The organism is Variovorax sp. WS11, assembly GCF_010499245.1.
Classification (GTDB): Bacteria; Pseudomonadota; Gammaproteobacteria; order Burkholderiales; family Burkholderiaceae_C; genus Variovorax.
The window spans coordinates 4,178,387-4,195,434 of the sequence record NZ_JAAGOW010000001.1; the positions used below are offsets into that span (position 1 = coordinate 4,178,387).

17 protein-coding genes are annotated in these 17,048 nt (G+C 68.5%); 3 read left to right on the forward strand and 14 right to left on the reverse strand.

Annotated features, from left to right (window positions below; genetic code table 11):
- Positions 1-4 precede the first annotated feature (4 nt).
- Positions 5-559 carry a CNP1-like family protein gene (locus GXN78_RS20440; RefSeq protein WP_239142781.1) on the reverse strand — a complete coding sequence of 185 codons (555 nt, stop codon included), beginning with the start codon at positions 557-559 and terminating at the stop codon, positions 5-7.
- Entirely contained in the window at positions 546-1,205 is a 660-nt protein-coding gene (locus tag GXN78_RS20445) for an RNA pyrophosphohydrolase (RefSeq protein WP_106556574.1), read from the reverse strand. The genes GXN78_RS20440 and GXN78_RS20445 overlap by 14 nt, the downstream gene beginning before the upstream one ends.
- 123 nt (positions 1,206-1,328) lie before the next feature.
- On the opposite strand from GXN78_RS20445, the gene GXN78_RS20450 reads away from it, so the two are divergent.
- Both GXN78_RS20450 and GXN78_RS20455 read left to right on the forward strand, forming a co-directional pair.
- Positions 1,329-3,074, forward strand: a complete 1,746-nt coding sequence (locus tag GXN78_RS20450; protein WP_106556573.1) for a proline--tRNA ligase — start codon at positions 1,329-1,331, stop codon at positions 3,072-3,074.
- Entirely contained in the window at positions 3,071-3,715 is a 645-nt protein-coding gene (locus GXN78_RS20455; RefSeq protein WP_106556572.1) for a lytic transglycosylase domain-containing protein, read from the forward strand. The genes GXN78_RS20450 and GXN78_RS20455 overlap by 4 nt, the downstream gene beginning before the upstream one ends.
- A gap of 3 nt (positions 3,716-3,718) precedes the next feature.
- Here GXN78_RS20455 and GXN78_RS20460 read toward each other — a convergent pair whose 3' ends face one another.
- The 7 genes from GXN78_RS20460 to hemA form a co-directional block, all read right to left on the reverse strand.
- Complete coding sequence (locus GXN78_RS20460; protein ID WP_106556603.1) at positions 3,719-5,032, reverse strand: hemolysin family protein; 1,314 nt, start codon at positions 5,030-5,032, stop codon at positions 3,719-3,721.
- Positions 5,033-5,159: 127 nt separating this feature from the next.
- Positions 5,160-6,167 carry an AAA family ATPase gene (locus GXN78_RS20465; RefSeq protein ID WP_106556571.1) on the reverse strand — a complete coding sequence of 336 codons (1,008 nt, stop codon included), beginning with the start codon at positions 6,165-6,167 and terminating at the stop codon, positions 5,160-5,162.
- Between the two features lie 99 nt (positions 6,168-6,266).
- Entirely contained in the window at positions 6,267-6,761 is a 495-nt protein-coding gene (locus GXN78_RS20470) for a cupin domain-containing protein (RefSeq protein ID WP_106556570.1), read from the reverse strand.
- A 137-nt stretch (positions 6,762-6,898) separates the two neighbouring features.
- Positions 6,899-7,225, reverse strand: a complete 327-nt coding sequence (grxD, locus tag GXN78_RS20475; RefSeq protein ID WP_068680044.1) for a Grx4 family monothiol glutaredoxin — start codon at positions 7,223-7,225, stop codon at positions 6,899-6,901.
- A gap of 29 nt (positions 7,226-7,254) precedes the next feature.
- Entirely contained in the window at positions 7,255-8,115 is an 861-nt protein-coding gene (gene prmC, locus GXN78_RS20480) for a peptide chain release factor N(5)-glutamine methyltransferase (protein ID WP_239142782.1), read from the reverse strand.
- Positions 8,112-9,200, reverse strand: coding sequence for a peptide chain release factor 1 (gene prfA, locus GXN78_RS20485; protein ID WP_106556568.1), 1,089 nt, complete (start codon positions 9,198-9,200; stop codon positions 8,112-8,114). Before prfA ends, prmC begins: the two co-directional genes overlap by 4 nt.
- Before the next feature lie 81 nt (positions 9,201-9,281).
- Positions 9,282-10,553, reverse strand: coding sequence for a glutamyl-tRNA reductase (gene hemA / locus GXN78_RS20490; RefSeq protein WP_106556567.1), 1,272 nt, complete (start codon positions 10,551-10,553; stop codon positions 9,282-9,284).
- An 80-nt stretch (positions 10,554-10,633) separates the two neighbouring features.
- On the opposite strand from hemA, the gene GXN78_RS20495 reads away from it, so the two are divergent.
- A complete protein-coding gene (locus GXN78_RS20495; protein ID WP_106556566.1) occupies positions 10,634-10,912 on the forward strand; it encodes a hypothetical protein in 279 nt (92 codons plus the stop codon).
- A 21-nt stretch (positions 10,913-10,933) separates the two neighbouring features.
- Here the strand turns inward: GXN78_RS20495 and GXN78_RS20500 are convergent, their stop codons facing one another.
- From GXN78_RS20500 to ugpA, 5 genes are all read right to left on the reverse strand, one after another.
- Positions 10,934-13,339 carry a DUF3772 domain-containing protein gene (locus GXN78_RS20500; protein WP_239142834.1) on the reverse strand — a complete coding sequence of 802 codons (2,406 nt, stop codon included), beginning with the start codon at positions 13,337-13,339 and terminating at the stop codon, positions 10,934-10,936.
- Between the two features lie 115 nt (positions 13,340-13,454).
- A complete protein-coding gene (gene ugpQ / locus GXN78_RS20505) occupies positions 13,455-14,195 on the reverse strand; it encodes a glycerophosphodiester phosphodiesterase (RefSeq protein WP_106556564.1) in 741 nt (246 codons plus the stop codon).
- Positions 14,192-15,199, reverse strand: coding sequence for a sn-glycerol-3-phosphate import ATP-binding protein UgpC (locus GXN78_RS20510; protein ID WP_106556563.1), 1,008 nt, complete (start codon positions 15,197-15,199; stop codon positions 14,192-14,194). The genes ugpQ and GXN78_RS20510 overlap by 4 nt, the downstream gene beginning before the upstream one ends.
- Before the next feature lie 22 nt (positions 15,200-15,221).
- Positions 15,222-16,070 carry a sn-glycerol-3-phosphate ABC transporter permease UgpE gene (gene ugpE, locus GXN78_RS20515; protein ID WP_106556562.1) on the reverse strand — a complete coding sequence of 283 codons (849 nt, stop codon included), beginning with the start codon at positions 16,068-16,070 and terminating at the stop codon, positions 15,222-15,224.
- A gap of 63 nt (positions 16,071-16,133) precedes the next feature.
- A complete protein-coding gene (ugpA, locus tag GXN78_RS20520; RefSeq protein ID WP_106556561.1) occupies positions 16,134-17,015 on the reverse strand; it encodes a sn-glycerol-3-phosphate ABC transporter permease UgpA in 882 nt (293 codons plus the stop codon).
- Positions 17,016-17,048: the final 33 nt, after the last annotated feature.

The window sequence follows — 17,048 nt, forward strand, 5'->3', positions numbered from 1 at the left end:
AGTCTCAGGGGAGCTCGCGCAGCGGGTTCTTCATCTGCTGGAGCATCTCACGCACCGAGGCGCGCGGCGCGTGGTCGCGGCAGACGCCCTGCCGTGACAGCTCCCTGGCATAGCGCGTGCGGTCGTCGATGCGCTTCCATTCCGCTGTTTTCACGACTTGCCAAGCCCCTTGGCTGTAGCGCGCGTATTGCCTGACCTCCTCCGAGGCGCAGCGGATCCCTTCGTAGAAGGCATTGGTGCCACCGCCGCCCGTCTTGCTGCTGGCCACCACCACGTAACGGACCACGCCGTCGCCCGTGACGCTGAGGGTGGCCGGGTCGACGCCGAACTTGAGCGTCGAGTAGGGCGGCATCTCGATCTGAATCAGCCGGCTCTCGCTGAAGGCGGGGGGCGGCGGCACCTCGGCCTCTTTCCATTCGTCGGCCTGGGCGGTCACCTTGGGCGGTGGCGGCATCCCGGCCTGGGCCCAGTCCGGGTTGTCGGTGTCCCTGGGGGTCGAGCCGCAGGCGGCCAGGACGCCCGCCAGGGCGAGCACAAGAGCCGGCTTAGCGCGGCGCATGAAGAGGGTCGTTGGTCGAAGACGGGTCGGATGCGGGATGAGGGGCATTGGGATTCGGGTCGAAGCTCGCCCCGGGAGGCAATTCGAAGTGGGTTTCATGGCCTGCGCCGGGCGGATGGCGCTCGAACTCGCGAGCGCGCACGTTGCTGCGCAGGAAACGGTTGCGGAAGTCCTGCCGGGGCAGGTAGCGGGCCAGTTCGGTCAGCGCCATTTCATAGACGCCGCGCTTGAACTCGACCACCACGTCAAGCGGGACCCAGTAGTCGTGCCAGCGCCAGGCGTCGAATTCGGGGTGGTCGGTGGCGCGCAGGTTCAGGTCCCAGTCGTGGCCGGTCAGCTGCAGCAAGTACCAGATCTGCTTCTGGCCCTTGTAGTGACCCCGTGCGTCACGGCGAATGAACCGGTCCGGCACCTCGTAGCGCAACCAGTCGCGGGTACGGGCCACGATGCGCACATGCTCCGGATGGAGTCCGACTTCTTCGTGCAGCTCCCGGAACATGGCCTGTTCGGGACTCTCGCCGCGATCGATGCCGCCTTGCGGGAACTGCCAGGAATGGGTCCGGATGCGCTTGCCCCAGAAAACCTGGTTCTTCTGGTTGAGCAGGATGATGCCGACGTTGGGCCTGAAGCCGTCGCGGTCGAGCATAATCAAACCCCAATTTTTTGAACTGAGTCGATTATGCATGCCGGGTCGCCCTCGGCAAAGCGACCGGTTCCGGGGCGCCGCCGGGCGTTCCTCCCCTACCTGGATTCCTTTTCTGCGCGACCGATGAAAGCTTCCCGATTCTTTATCTCCACCCTCAAGGAAGCGCCGGCTGACGCCGAAGTCGCGAGCCACCGGCTCATGATGCGCGCCGGCATGATCAAGAAGCTGGGCACCGGCATCTACACGTACATGCCCATGGGGCTGCGCGTGATCCGCAAGGTCGAGGCCATCGTGCGCGAGGAGATGAACCGCGCCGGCGCCGTCGAGCTTGCCATGCCGGTGGTCCAGCCGGCCGAGCTGTGGGAGGAGAGCGGCCGCTTCCAGGCTTACGGCCCCGAGCTGCTGCGTATCAAGGACCGGCACGAGCGCGGCTTCGTCGTGCAGCCGACCAGCGAGGAGGTCGTCACCGACATCGCCCGCCAGGAGATCCGCAGCTACAAGCAGCTGCCCAAGAACCTCTACCAGATCCAGACCAAGTTCCGCGACGAGCGCCGTCCGCGCTTCGGCCTGATGCGTGGGCGCGAGTTCATCATGAAGGACGCCTACAGCTTCGACCGCGACCTCGAAAGCGCCAAGGCCAGCTACCAGGTCATGGCGGACGCCTACCGCAAGATCTTCGACCGCTTCGGCCTGCGCTACCGCGCGGTGGCCGCGGACAGCGGTGCGATCGGCGGCGACGTCAGCCAGGAATTCCAGGTGATCGCCGCCACCGGCGAGGACGCGATCGTCTACTGCCCCGGCAGCGATTACGCGGCCAACATGGAGAAGGCCGAGGCGCTGGCCCCTGCCGGCCCGCGGCCCGCGGCGGCCCAGGCGCTGGCCAAGACCCCCACGCCGGGCAAGGCCACCTGCGAGGAGGTTGCCGAGTTGCTGAGCGTGCCGCTTTCGACCAGCGTCAAGTCCCTGGTGCTGGCCACCGACAAGCTCGGCGCCGACGGCCAGGTCGAGAGCTCCCAGGTCTGGCTGCTGCTGGTGCGCGGCGATCACGATATGAACGAGATCAAGGTGAGCAAGGTGCCGGGCCTGGACCAGGGCTTCCGCTTCGCGACCAGCGCCGAGATCGACGAGCACTTCGGCTGCAAGCCCGGCTACCTCGGCCCGCTCGCCCTGAAGAAGCCCGTGAAGCTGGTGGCTGACCGCGAGGTGGCGGTGATGGCCGACTGGATCACCGGCGCCAACGAGGTCGACTTTCACATGACCGGCGTCAACTGGGGCCGCGACCTGCCCGAGCCCGAGCTGGTGGCCGACCTGCGCAACGTCGTGGCCGGCGACCTCTCGCCCGACGGCAAGGGCGTGCTGGCGATCGAGCGCGGCATCGAGATCGGCCATGTGTTCGTGCTCGGCACCAAGTACAGCAAACCGATGAACGCCACCTTCCTCGACGAGGCCGGCAAGCCGCAGTTCCTCGAGATGGGCTGCTACGGCATCGGCATCTCGCGCCTGCCCGCGGCCGCGATCGAGCAGAACAACGACGAGCGCGGGATCATCTGGCCCGACGCCATCGCACCCTTCACCGTGGTGCTGTGCCCGATCGGCATGGACCGCAGCGCGGAGGTTCAGCAGGCGGCCGAGGCGCTCTACGGCGAGCTGCTGGCCGCCGGTGCCGATGTGCTGCTCGACGACCGCGGCGAGCGCCCCGGCGCCATGTTTGCCGACTGGGAGCTGATCGGCGTGCCGCACCGCGTGGTCATCTCCGACCGCGGCCTGAAGGACGGCCAGTTCGAGTACCAGCACCGCCGCGACACGGCGGCGACCAAGGTGCCCGTGGCCGAGGTCGCAGCCTTCATCAAGGGAAAACTGGCCGCATGAGCCTTTCCCGGCGCTCGTGCCTCCTGGCGGGCGCCGCCGCCGGAACGCTGCCGTTCTCGCTGCTGCCGCGCACGGCCCATGCCGGCGCGCAGATCGAGGAGCCGCTGATCGATTCGGTGCGCAACGCTCTGATCTCTGCCGTACGGAGCAGCGCTCCGCCAAAGCCCGAGTTCAGCAATACCGCCTCGCGCCTCGCCTTCCTCCGCTGGCTGGGTGAGATGAGCGAGCGCCTGAAGAAGAAGATTCCCGGGCATCAGGAACGCCTCGAGTTTCTGCAGACCGTCTGGTACGAGAGCAGGCGTGCGGGTTTGGACGTCAGCCTGGTGCTGGGTCTCGTCCAGGTCGAAAGCAATTTCCGAAAGTTCGCCGTGTCGAGCGCGGGCGCGCGCGGCCTCATGCAAGTCATGCCCTTCTGGACCCGCGTGATCGGCGACGGCGATTCCTCCAAGCTGTTCCACATGCAGACCAACCTGCGCTTCGGCTGCGTGATCCTGCGCCACTACCTCGATCGCGAGGCCGGCGACCTGTTCATGACGCTGGGGCGCTACAACGGCAGCCGCGGCCGTGCGCCGTACCCGAATGCGGTGTTCTCCAACCAGCGGCTCTGGGCCTTCAACGACCGGCGCGACGACAGCGGCTAGCCACTAGGCCACCGGCGTGGCCGCCACGGCGCCGCCGCGCGTCACCATCACCTGGTCGATGCGGTGGCTGTCCACGTCCATCACCTCGAAGGTGAAGCCGCCCCAGCTCACGGTGTCGGTGCGCTTGGGCATGCGGCGCAGCATCACCATCAGGAAGCCAGCCAGCGTTTCGTACTCGTCGGCATGCGGCAGCTCGTCGATGTCGAGGGCGCGCTGCACGTCCTGGATCGGCGTCACGCCGTCGATCAGCCATGAGTTCTCGTCGCGCCGGACGATCTGCTGCTCCTCGTCCTGCACGCCGACCAGGTCGCCCATGACCGTGCTCATCACGTCGTTGAGCGTGATCACGCCCACCACCAGCGCGTATTCGTTGACGATGATCGCGAAGTCCTCGTGCGCCTGCTGGAACTGCTCCAGCACCTCGGTGAGCGAGAGCCGGTCGGGGATGATCAGCGCCTTGTGCAGCGGCAGGCCCTGGCCGAAGGCCAGGGGCTGGCCGCTGAGCACGCGCTGGAACATGTCCTTGGCGTCCACGTAGCCCAGCACATGGTCGATGTCGCCCTCGCACACCGGGTAGGCCGAGAAGGGTTCGGCCACGATGCGGGCGCGCAGCACCGCCTCGGGGTCGTCCTTCTGGAACCAGGCGATGCGATCGCGCGAGGTCATCACGCTGCTGACCAGGCGCGTGTCGAGCTCGAACACGTTGGCGATCACCTGCTGCTCGCGCACGGCCAGGATACCGGCGCGGGCGCCGGCCTCGGTCATGGCGAGGATGTCGGCCGAGGTGATCTTGTCGTCGCGCTGCATGGGCAAGCCCAGCAGCTTGAAGAGCAGGTCGGTGCAGTGGGTGAACAGCCAGACCAGTGGCTTCATCACGGTGATCAGCACCTGCATCGGCCCGACCATGCGCATCGCCAGGCGCTCGGGGTCGTTCATGCCCAGGCGCTTGGGGAACAGATCGGCGAACACCAGGAACACCGCGATGATGGTGACGAAGGAAGCCAGGAAGGCGGCGGTCTGCGCCGTCTGGACCGTGAACCAGAGCTCGAAGAGCCGCGCGAAGTAGGGGCTGAGCGAGCCTTCGCCGACCACGCCACCCAGGATGGCCACCGCATTGAGTCCGATCTGGACCACGGTGAAGTAGTGGCCCGGCTGTTCCTGGATGCGCAGCACGCGCTCAGCGCGCGCATCGCCTTCGTCGGCCATCTGCCGTAGCCGCAGGCGGCGCGAGGCGGCCAGCGAGATCTCGGCCAGCGAGAAGAAGGCGCTGGTCGCGATTAGGAGGGCGATGATGAGAAGGCTTTGGGTCAGCGTCATGGGTCGGTCGGGGAAGACCGACATGGTGCCATGAGCCGCACGGCCGCTCCGAAGGCTCATAGCACCGTAGCCGCAGGCGAAGGTACTCCAGTGAGCCGCACCCGGCGCTGCCGCCGCGCCGCCTGCGCTACTGCACGAAGCCGATCCGGCTGCGGCCCGGGCCGGTGCGTGGCAGGTCCTCGACGTGCACCTCATCGCGCCCGGCCAGGCGCGCATTGCCGAAGCCGGTCATCAGCGCGCGCCGCATCTCGCGTGGCGCCATCGTGGCCAGCTGGTCGAGCACGTCGGCCGAAGGCTCCTCGGCCAGCCGGCGGCCCCAGTCGTGACCCTCGCGGATCGAGGCATAGAGCTGGCGCGCGATCTGCCGCGCCGCCTCGGGCGAGGGGGCGTCGATCTCGAACACGTTCATCCGGTTGAGGATCGGCTCGGGAATGCCGCGCACGTCGTTCGCCGTCGTCACCCAGATCACCTGGCTGGCGTCGATCGGCACCTCGGCGAACTCGTCGACGAAGGCATGGGCGGTGTCGTGCTCCAGCAGGCTGTAGAGCGCGCCCAGCGGGTCGTACTGCACGTCGGCTCCGGCCTTGTCGATCTCGTCGATCACCATCACCGGATTGGCGTACTGGCCGTCGACCAGGGCCTCGAACACCTTGCCGGGCTTGGCGCCCTTCCACTGCGAGGAGGCGCCCGAGAGCAGCCAGCCGGCGGTCATCGAGCTCATCGGCACCAGCGACATGCCGGTACCCAGCAGCTCGGCCAGCCGCTTGGCGAAATGGGTCTTGCCGATGCCGGGCGGGCCGAGCAGCAGCATGGGCGTGACCTCCAGGCCGTCGCGGCTGTCCTGCGCCAGCGCGACATGACGCCGCACGTCGTCGAGCACGTCGGTGAAGTTGGGCAGCTCGGCGTAGAGGGCGGCCATCTCGGGCACGCCGCTGGGCTTGACCTGGAAGCGCTCGGGGCCGCGCTCGAGCATGCGCTCGTAGGTGGTCCGCAGGTGTTCGTGGTCGCGTTCGGGGAGCTTGGCGAGCTTGCGCTCGACATCGTGCGTGCGGAACACGCTGCGCAAGTGCGCCACCGGCAGCCGGAAGGACGACGTGGATGCTGGAACCAGGTCGCGGGATGGGCGGGAATCCATGGACACCTCCGATAGCACACACTTTGGCACAGCATAAGCCGTGCCCGGTGTCGGCGCTTGTCTATGTTTTCTCGCTTCGGAGGCTTTTGAAACGAGGCCTCAGACGCCGCCTTTGGGATGGGTCGGGTCGACCCACAGCACCGATTCCGGCTTCTCGACCGGCTCGATGTCGAGGTTGACGGCCACCGCCTCGCCGTCGCTGCGGCACAGCACGCACTCGAGGGCCTCGGTCGGGCTGGCGTTGATTTCCTGGTGCGGGACGTAGGGCGGCACGTAGATGAAGTCGCCCGGCCCGGCCTCGGCGGTGAACTCGAGCTGCTCGCCCCAGCGCATGCGGGCGCGCCCGCGCACCACGTAGATCACGGATTCCAGGTGGCCGTGGTGATGGGCGCCGGTCTTCGCATCGGGGTGGATGGTCACCGTGCCGGCCCAGAGCTTCTGCGCGCCGACGCGCGCGAAGTTGATGGCCGCGGCGCGGTTCATGCCCGGCGTCTGCGCGGTGTTGGTGTCGAGCTGGTTGCCGGGGATCACCCGCACGCCGTCGTGCTTCCATGCGGCGTCGTTGTGATCATGATCGGAATGTTCGTGGCTCACGATGCGCCCTCATGGCCGGCGAAGCCAGGCCCGTTGGTGAAACACCGCGGAACCGGCTTTGCCGGGCCGCTGGTGTTGCCCCCGGTAGGGGGTGGGCGCCCGACACGAAGTGCGGGCAACCTGGGGGCGAGCAACATTCAGGCGGGACTGCCGTTCAGCATTTGCTGCAGCTCGCCCGATTCGTACATCTCCATCAGGATGTCCGAGCCGCCGACGAACTCGCCCTTGACGTACAGCTGCGGGATGGTCGGCCAGTTGCTGTATTCCTTGATGCCCTGGCGGATGCCTTCGTCCTCGAGCACATTGACGGTCTTGAGCGTGCGGGTGTCGACGCCCACCGCCTTGAGGATCTGGATCGCGCGGCCCGAAAAGCCGCACATCGGGAAACTGGCGTTGCCCTTCATGAAGAGCACGAGATCGTTGGTCTTGACGAGATCGTCGATGCGCTGCTGGACTTCGGACATGGGCCTCTCCAAAAAATGAGTTGGGCGGATTATTTCACCGCGCGCCAGATCCCGCCCGAGCAGCGCGCGATGCCTGCCAGGTCGTCGCGGCTTTGCACCTCGGCGAAGCCGCGGCGCGCCAGCAGGGCGCGCACCGCTGCCGCCTGGTCGTAGCCGTGCTCGAGCAGCAGCCAGCCCTCTTCGCGCAGGTGCGCGGGCGCGTCGTCGACGATGCGGCGGATGTCGTCCAGCCCGTCCGCCCCCGACACCAGCGCGCTCAGGGGCTCGTGGCGCAGGGCGGCGAGGTGCGGGTCGCTGGCGGCGACGTAGGGTGGGTTGGAAACGACCAGGTCCAGGTCCGTGTCGGCGCTTTCCAGCCAGTCGGCCTCGGCGAACCGGACGGCCAGCCCCAGGCGCTGCGCGTTGGCGCGGGCCACGGCCAGGGCCGCGGCGCTGCGGTCGACTGCTGCAACCCGCGCATCGGGGCGGGCATGCCGGATCGCCAGCGCGATCGCGCCGCTTCCGGTACCCAGATCGAGCACCGAGGGCGCCGTGCGGCCCTGCAGGCATTGCAGTGCCCACTCGACCAGGGTCTCGGTGTCGGGCCGGGGCACCAGCACGCGGGCGTCGACCTGCAGGCCGAGGCCGTGGAATTCCTTCTCGCCCACCAGATAGGCCACCGGCTCGCCGGCCACGCGGCGGGCGCACAGCCGGGCGAAAGCTGGCCAGACGGCGTCGGCGAGGATGTCGGTGTCGTGCGCCAGCAGCCAGGCGCGATCACCCGAGGGCCGGCCCAGCACATGCAGCAGCAAGAGCTGGGCGTCGAGCCGCTCCACGCCCAGCGCGGCGGCCGCGGCCAGCATCTGCGCCGCGGTCGATGGCGAGCGGCCGTGCTCGGGCTTCATGCTCATGCCGGCAGGCTGGCTTCCAGCTCGGCCAACTGCTCGGCCTCGCGCGCCGCGCGCAGGGCGTCCAGCACCTCGCGCAGGTCGCCTTCCATGATCGTCTGCAGCTTGTAGAGCGTGAGGTTGATGCGGTGGTCGGTGAGCCGCCCCTGCGGGAAGTTGTAGGTGCGGATGCGGTCGCTACGGTCCCCGCTGCCGATCAGGCCCTTGCGCAGCGCCGCATCCTCGGCGGCGCGCTCGCTGCGCTCCTTCTCCTGGATGCGGGCCGACAGCACCTGCAGCGCCTTGGCCTTGTTGCGGTGCTGGCTGCGGTCGTCCTGGCACTCGGCCACGATGCCGGTGGGAATGTGCGTGATGCGCACCGCCGAATCGGTCTTGTTGATGTGCTGGCCGCCGGCGCCGCTGGCGCGGTAGGTGTCGATGCGAAGGTCGGCCGGGTTGATCTGCACCGCCTGCGCCTCGTCCGGCTCGGCCAGCACGGCCACCGTGCAGGCGCTGGTGTGGATGCGGCCCTGGGTCTCGGTCGCGGGCACGCGCTGCACCCGGTGGCCGCCGGACTCGAAGCGCAGCTGCCCGAAGACCTCGTTGCCGACCACGCGCACCACCACTTCCTTGAAGCCACCCAGCTCGCTCTCGCTGGCGCTCACGATCTCGCAGCGCCAGCCGGCGCGCTCCGCATGGCGCGTGTACATGCGCAGCAGGTCGCCGGCGAAGAGCGCAGATTCGTCGCCGCCGGTGCCGGCGCGGATCTCGAGAAAGGCGTTGCGCGTGTCCTCCGGGTCCTTGGGCAGCAGCAGGCGCTGCAGCTCGTCCTCGAGCGAGACCAGCTCGGCCTCGGCGCCGGCGATCTCTTCCCGGGCCATCTCGGCCATGTCCGGGTCGTCCAGCATTTCGCGCGCGGCCGCCAGGTCCGACTCGCGCTGCAGGTAGCGCTGGTAGCGGCCCGCCACCTGTGTCACCTCGGCATGCTCGCGCGAGATGCTTCGGTATTGCGTCATGTCCGACATGATGTCCTCGCGCGAGAGCAGGAAGTCCAGCTCGCCGAGGCGTTGCGCAAAGCGCTCGAGTTGTTGACGCAGGAAGGGTTTCACGGAAAGAACGGGAAATCGGGGAAGGGAGCCGTGCCGCGATGCGGCAGGAGCGGGGAGGAGGGCAGCGCGCCCCGGGCGCCGCTAACGCTCTTTGCGCAGGAACAGCCGCGAGATGGCCTGCGCCGTGTGCTCGCGCGCCGTGGTGTCGCCGGCATGCAGCTCGGCCATGGCGCCGTGCAGCATCTTCTGCGTGAGCCCGCGGGACAGGGCCTCCAGCACCGCCTCGACCGGCTCGCCCTTGGCCAGCAGCTTGCGCGCGCGGGCCAGCTCCGCGGCGCGCCACTCGTCGGCCTGGGCGTTGAGCTGCTGGATCAGCGGCACGCTGCCGCGCTGGTCGAGCCAGTGCATGAAGCTGCGCACGCCGGCGTCGATGATCACCTCGGCCTCGGCCACCGCGGCCTGGCGGCTGGCATGGCCCTGCTGGACCACCTGGGCCAGGTCGTCGACGGTGTAGAGATAGATGTCTTCGAGCGCCTTGACCTCGGGCTCGATGTCGCGCGGCACGGCCAGGTCGACCATGAACATCGGGCGGTGCTTGCGCAGCTTGAGCGCACGCTCCACCGCGCCCAGCCCGATCAGCGGCAGCGTGCTGGCGGTGCAGCTCACCACGATGTCGAATTCCGCCAGGCGCCCCGGCAGCTCGGCCAGCCGCATCGCCTCGCCGCCGAAGCGCGAGGCCAGTTTCTCGCCGCGCTCCAGCGTGCGGTTGGCGATGACGATGGACTTGGGCTCCTTGGCCGCGAAGTGCGTCACGGCCAGGTCGATCATCTCGCCGGCACCGACGAAGAGCACGCGCGTCTGCTTCAGGTCCTCGAACAGCTGGGCCGCCAGGCGCACGGCGGCGGCGGCCATGCTGATGGAATGGGCGCCGATCTCGGTGGCGGTGCGCACTTCCTTGGCGACCGCGAAGGAGCGCTGGAACAGCTGGTTCAGCGTGCTGCCGAGCGAGCCGGCGGTCTCGGCAACGCGCACGGCGTCCTTCATCTGGCCAAGGATCTGGGCCTCGCCCAGCACCATCGAATCGAGCCCGCTGGCGACCCGGAAGGCGTGGCGCGCCGCGTTGTCGTCGTGCAGGGTGTAGGCGTGGGAGCGGAGCAAGGCCGGTGCCACGCCGCCGCTCTGGGCCAGCCAGTCGACCGTGTGGTCGAGGGCCAGGTGGTCGGCGGCGCAGTAGATCTCGGTGCGGTTGCAGGTCGAGATGATGGCCGCCTCGACATCGGGATGCCGGTGGGCGCCGAAGGAGCTGCGCAGGCTGTGCAGCGTGGGCGCGATCTGGTCGATGGCGAACGCGAAGCGACCGCGCAGATCGAGCGGCGCGGTCGTGTGGTTCAAGCCGAGGGCCCAGACTGACATAACGGGGGATTATAAAATCCGCGGCCGGTAGCAGTCCTCCGCTCTACGGATGACCCCGGACCGCCACTCCCTTGCCTCTCATGTCCGCGCTCGACCTGCTGATCCATTTGCTCAACTTCGCGGCGCCGGCCTTCTTCGTGGCCCTCGTTCTCGCCCTGCTGTTCCGCCTCGCCCTGCACAGGCGCAGCGCGGCGGTGAGCCTCTGGGTGCAAGTGGCGGTCACTTTTGCCGCCGGGCTGCTTGTGCTGGTGGCCGGCCTGGCCTGGTTCGGCCGCGACGGGCGCATGGCGACCTATGCCGCGCTGGTCGTGGTCTGCGGCAGCGCGCAGTGGTGGCTGCTGCGCGGCTGGCGCGGCTGATAGCCGAGGGCGCCGGCGCGCTCACGCGGTCAGCGGCGGCGTCGGCGGTGCCGGCGCGGGCGGTGCCGGCAGCTCGGTCTGCGACACCACCACGGTCGGCGCCGCCAGCGGCAGGCCGGCCTGCTTGAAGCGCTCCAGCATTGTGAACAGCACATCGCTGCGCACCCCGCCGGCCAGGCGCGGGCTCTGCACGAAGGCGATGGCCTGGAAGATCAGCATGCCGTTCTCGATGCCCTCGAGCGAGACCGAGGGCGCGGGCGCGACCAGCACGCCGCCATGGTCGGCGCAGGCCGACAGCATCAGGTCGCGCGCCAGCTTGGCGTCGGTCGACAGCGGCATCGGCAGGCGAATCAGCAGGCGGCCCTCGGCGTTGGTGAGGGTCATGTTGCGCACGGTCTTGGTGATGAACTCCGAGTTCGGCACGATCAGCGTGGAGCGGTCGGCCAGCTGGATCTCGGTGGCACGCACGTTGATGCGCCGCACGTCGCCCTCGGTCGTGCCCAGCACCACCCAATCGCCGACCTTGACCGGCTGCTCGGCCAGCAGGATCAGCCCCGAGATGAAGTTCTGAACGATCGCCTGCAGGCCGAAGCCGATGCCCACCGACAGCGCGCTGGCCACCCAGGCGATGCGCTCGACGCCGATGCCCAGCGCCGACATCGCCACCGCGATCACCACGATGCCGCCCACGTAGCCGAGCAGCGTGGTGATCGAGCTCTGCATGCCGGGCTCGAGCGAGGTCTCCGGCAGGTAGCGTGCCCCCAGCCATTTCTTGAACACGCGCAGCGCGAGGAAGCCGACGGCCAGCACCGCGACGGCGGTGAAGATCGCGCCCGGCACCAGCTGGAACTCGCCGACCTTGACGCCGGTTCCGAACTGGCCGCTGCGCTGGAACACCTCGCCCGGGCTGGTGCCCAGCGGCGTGGCCAGCGCGATCAGCATGTAGAAGAAGAGCGCGACCCGCGCCAGGCCCGAGAGCGCCACCGCCGCCTGGTCCAGCGTGCGCGGCGCGAAGCCGAAGCTCTTCTGCAGCTTCTGGCCGAGGCCGCTCTTCGAGGCCACCGTGGCCATGAACAGGTCGTCGGCGAACTTGAAGAGCAGGTAGAAGGCCGAGGCGACGATGCCGGTCCAGGTCAGCTGGTTGGCCAGGAAGCTGGCCAGCGCGACATAGCCGATGCCCACCAGCACCCAGATCACGATCGCCGCCAGTGCCACGGCGCTCAGCAGGAAGCTGATCCACAGCGGGCGCTCGGGCTCGGCGGGCGGCAGCTCGGCCCCCTCCTTGGCGGCGGCATCGGCAGGGGCGGCGCCGGCGGGTTCGTGCAGGCGCAGCAGCATCGTGGCGATCAGTGCCGTCAGCGCCAGCGCGGTGACCACGTGGGTGGCGACCACCGCCGCGAAACTCGCGTCCACGATCGCGTTGATCTGGCTCGGCACCCAGACCAGCACCGCGATCAGGGCCGTGAGCCAGGGGAAGGGGGCGAGGCGCCGGGCCATCGTGTTGGGGATCGGCGGGAGCCGCCACGACGGCCGGCGATTGGAAAGCAGAGCCCGGCCGAGGCCGACCACGAAGGCGATGAAGATGATGGACTGCACCACCGCCTGGCCGAGCTTCCGGATCTGCGGCCCGAGGATTCCGTGGCGGTCGAGCGTGGCGAACACGCCCTGCGCCGCCAGCGCGATCAGCACCACGTTGACACCCACGACCGCAATCACCAGCAGCGAGCGGCGCAGCCGGCCGGACGGCAGCACGCGCGCGGCCAGCCGCACCAGACCGTGCTCGGCCGCCCAGTTGCCCAGGAGCGCGAGCAGCAATGCCGCGGCCAGGCTGGCCAGCACCGATATGCGGTGCGCCGGCTGCAGAGCGATGTCGACGCCGGCCCGCAGCTCGTCGCGCAGGCTCGCGAGGCGCTCCACGTCGGCGGGCCAGGCGTCGCTGATGTCGAACCAGAACTGGCGGCCCAGCGGCGAGGGCGCGCGCTCGGTGAGCTGGGCCTCGAACAGCTTGCGGCGCTTGGCGAGCAGCTCGCTGCCGCGCTGCTGCGCATCGACGGTGATGAGGCGCGCCAGGCGGATGTCGGCGTCGAGCGCGTTGCGTTCCTTCAGCAGGGCGGCGCGCTGGGCGGTGATGTCGGGGTCTTCGGGCGGCGCGCCGGCGGCCGGCGGATTGCCCAGTTCGCCCAGGCGCGCGTTGAGGTCGCTGAGCCGGGTGTTGCGCGAGGCGACGAACTTGTCCGCCTGGGTGCCGATCGCGTTGATGCGGTCGAGCAGTTCGCGCACCTCGGCGTTGCTCTCGACCGAGGTGGGAACGGTGTCGAGACGGGTCCGCAGCTCGGCCACCGTCGCTTCCGCCGGCGCGGCGGCGCCCTGCGCGAAGACGGCGCTGCCGAGGACGGCGGCCAGCAGCAGGGCCGCGAGACGGGGCATCCAGCTCACTGAAGTACCTTCGCCTGCGGCTGCGGTGCTATTCGCCTTGGGAACGGCCCTGCGTCTCATGAGCCGATCATAGAAGGCCGCGGGCGCGGGCCCGGGCGCCGCGCGATCACGCGCCGGGGCTGAAGCGGTCGACGCGGTCGGTAACGACGCCGTCGGTGCCGAGCCCGGTCAGCCAGCGGGCCACCGATTCGTCGTTGACGGTGTAGCTCAGCGCGCGCATGCCGGCGGCATGCACCTGGGCCACGATGGCGGTGTCCCACAGCGCGTAGTTGCAGACGATCGCCGCGCAGTCCAGCCGGCGCGCGGTGGCCAGCCAGCCGTCCCACAAGGTATCGAGCAGCAGTCCGCGCGGCAGGCCGGGCTGTGCCGAGTGTGCGCCCTCGAGGGATTTGGGCGAGAAGGAGGTGAGGAAGGGCGGCGCAAGATCGGTGGCCGTCCAGAGCCTGCCCGCCAGCTTCGCGACCGCCTCGCCGGTGCGCCGCTCGATGCCGGGCGTGGGCTTGATCTCGATGTCGAGCAGATGGCGATTGGCCAGGCAGAAGCGGATCAGCGCTTCGAGTGTGGGCATCGGCTCGCCGGCGTAGCGGCGCGAGTGCCAGCCGCCGGCATCGAGCTGGGCGAGCGCGCTCCACGGCTGCTCGCCCGCGATGCCATGGCCGTTGCTGGTGCGCTCCAGGGTGCTGTCGTGCAGCAGGAAGGGCACGCCGTCGGCGCTGAGCTTGGCATCGCACTCGAACATGCGATAGCCGTGATCGGCGCCCAGGCGGAATGCGGCGAGGGTGTTTTCCGGGGCCAGCCTGCCGGCGCCGCGATGCGCGATCCAGAAAGGGTAGGGCCAGGGTTTCATGCGGCGCGCTTGCCGGAGCCGGCGTCGAACCAGTGCAGCTTGTCCTGCCGCGCCGCGATCTTCACCGTGTCGCCGGCCACCGGCGCCGGCTGGCTTTCGTCGGCACGCACCACCAGCTGCTCGTCGCCGACGCGGCCGTAGATCAGCCGCTCGGCGCCCAGCAGCTCGACATACTCGACCTGCACCGACCAGCCGCTCGCGTCGAGCGTGAGGTGCTCCGGACGGATGCCGAGGATCATCCCGGGGCGCACGCCCGGCGCGTGCTTGAGCAGGTTCATCGGTGGCGAGCCGATGAAACTGGCGACGAAGGTGGTGGCGGGGCGCGCATACACCTCCTCGGGCGTGCCGAACTGGTCCATCACGCCGGCGTTCATCACGATGATGCGCTGCGCCAGCGTCATCGCCTCGACCTGGTCGTGGGTGACGAAGAGCGAGGTGATGCCCAGCTCGCGGTGCAGCTTCTGGATCTCCAGGCGGGTTTGTGCGCGCAGCTTGGCGTCCAGGTTGGACAGTGGCTCGTCGAACAGGAAGACCTGCGGCTGCCGCACGATCGCACGGCCCATGGCCACGCGCTGGCGCTGGCCGCCGGAAAGTTCGCGCGGCTTGCGATCGAGCAGGTGGCCGAGCTCGAGGATCTTGGCGGCCTTGTCCACGCGCGCCTTGATCTCCTCCTTGGGCACCTTCGCGATCTTGAGCCCATAGGCCATGTTGTCGAAGTTCGACATGTGCGGGTAGAGCGCGTAGTTCTGGAACACCATCGCGATGTCGCGCCGGGCCGGTTCGATGTCGTTCACCACGCGGTTGCCGATGGCGATCTCGCCCGCGCTGATTTCCTCCAGGCCCGCGACCATGCGCAGGAGCGTGGATTTGCCGCAGCCCGAGGGACCGACGATGACGACGAATTCGCCGTCCTTGACGTCGGCCGAGACGCCGTGGATGACTTGGTTGGCCTTGGCCCCGTGGCCGTAGCGCTTGATGACGTTGCGAAGAGAGATGGCAGCCATTGCGTCGTTGCTTCTTTGTCGGTTATTTCTCGGTATCCACGAGGCCCTTGACGAACCAGCGCTGCATCAGCACCACCACGATCGCCGGCGGCACCAGCGCCAGGATGGCCGTGGCCATCACCAGGTTCCAGTCCACCGCGGCGTCGCCCGAAGCGATCATTCGCTTGATGCCGATCACCACCGGGTACATGTCCTCGCTGGTGGTGGCCAGGAGCGGCCACAGGTATTGATTCCAGCCGTAGATGAACTGGATCACGAACAGCGCCGCGATCGAGGTCTGCGACAGCGGCACCAGGATGTCCTTGAAGAAACGCATCGGCCCGGCGCCGTCCATGCGTGCCGCTTCCACCAGCTCGTCGGGCACGCTCAGGAAGAACTGGCGGAACAGGAACGTGGCGGTGGCCGACGCGATCAGCGGCACCGTCAGCCCCGCGTAGGTGTTGAGCATGTTGAGGTCTGCCAGCACCTTGTAGGTGGGCAGGATGCGCACCTCCACCGGCAGCATCAGGGTCACGAAGATCATCCAGAAGACGATCTTCTTGAACGGGAAGCGGAAGTACACGATGGCGAAGGCCGACAGCAGCGAGATCGCGATCTTGCCGATGCTGATGACCAGCGCCGTGACCAGGCTGATCCACATCATGCGGCCCACCACCACGCGCGCGCCCTGGGTGTCGGCGCCCAGCAAGGCTGCGGTGTAGTTCTCGACCATGTGGCCGCCCGGCAGGAGCGGCATGGGCACCTGCAGGATCGCGTCGCGCGTGTGCGTAGAGGCGACGAAGGCCAGGTAGATGGGGAAGGCCACGATGGCGATGCCCAGGATCAGCACCACATGCGACAGGACGGTGAGGCCGGGGCGGCGTTCAACCATGGCGTTGCCTCTGGGGAAAGGGGAGGGAAGGGGCGACGGAATCTGCGACGGAATTGGCGGCCATCAGTACTGGACCTTCTTTTCAACGTAGCGGAACTGGATCACCGTCAGCACGACGACGATCACCATCAGCACCACGGACTGCGCGGCCGAGCCGCCCAGGTCCAGCGCCTTGAAGCCGTCGTGCCACACCTTGTAGACCAGGATCGCGGTGTCGCGCCCCGGCCCGCCTTCGGTCGTCGCATGCACGATCGCGAAGGTGTCGAAGAAGGCGTAGACGATGTTGATCACCAGCAGGAAGAAGGTGGTGGGCGACAGCAGCGGGAACTGGATGGTGACGAAGCGCCGCAGCGGCCCGGCGCCGTCGATGGAGGCGGCCTCGATCAGTGCCTTGGGGATGGACTGCAGGCCCGCCAGGAAGAACAGGAAGTTGTAGGAGATCTGCTTCCACACGGCGGCCACCACGATCAGCGTCAGCGCCTGGTTGGAGTTGAGCAGATGGTTCCAGTCCACACCGATGTAGCGCAGAAAGTACGACACCACCCCGATGCTGGGCGAGAACATGAACACCCACAGCACGCCCGCAATGGCCGGCGCCACGGCGTAGGGAATGATCAGGAAGGTCTTGTAGACCAGGCCGCCTCGCAGGATGCGGTCGGCGAAGACGGCCAGCATCAGCGACAGCGCGATGCCGCTGCCGGCCACCAGCACTGAAAAGAGCGCCGTGACCTTGAAGGATTCGACGTAGGCCGGATCGTCGAACAGGGTCTGGAAGTTCTCCAGGCCGACGAAGGCGGTGGAGGTGCCGAAGGCGTCTTCCGACTGCAGCGATTGCCAGATGGCCTGGCTTGCCGGCCAGAAGAAGAACACCAGGATCACCGCCATCTGCGGCGCGACCAGCAGCCAGGGCAGCCAGGCCGACCGGAAAAGAACGCGTTTCTCCATATCCCTCCAAACCCTAAAAAACGAAACGCCCGC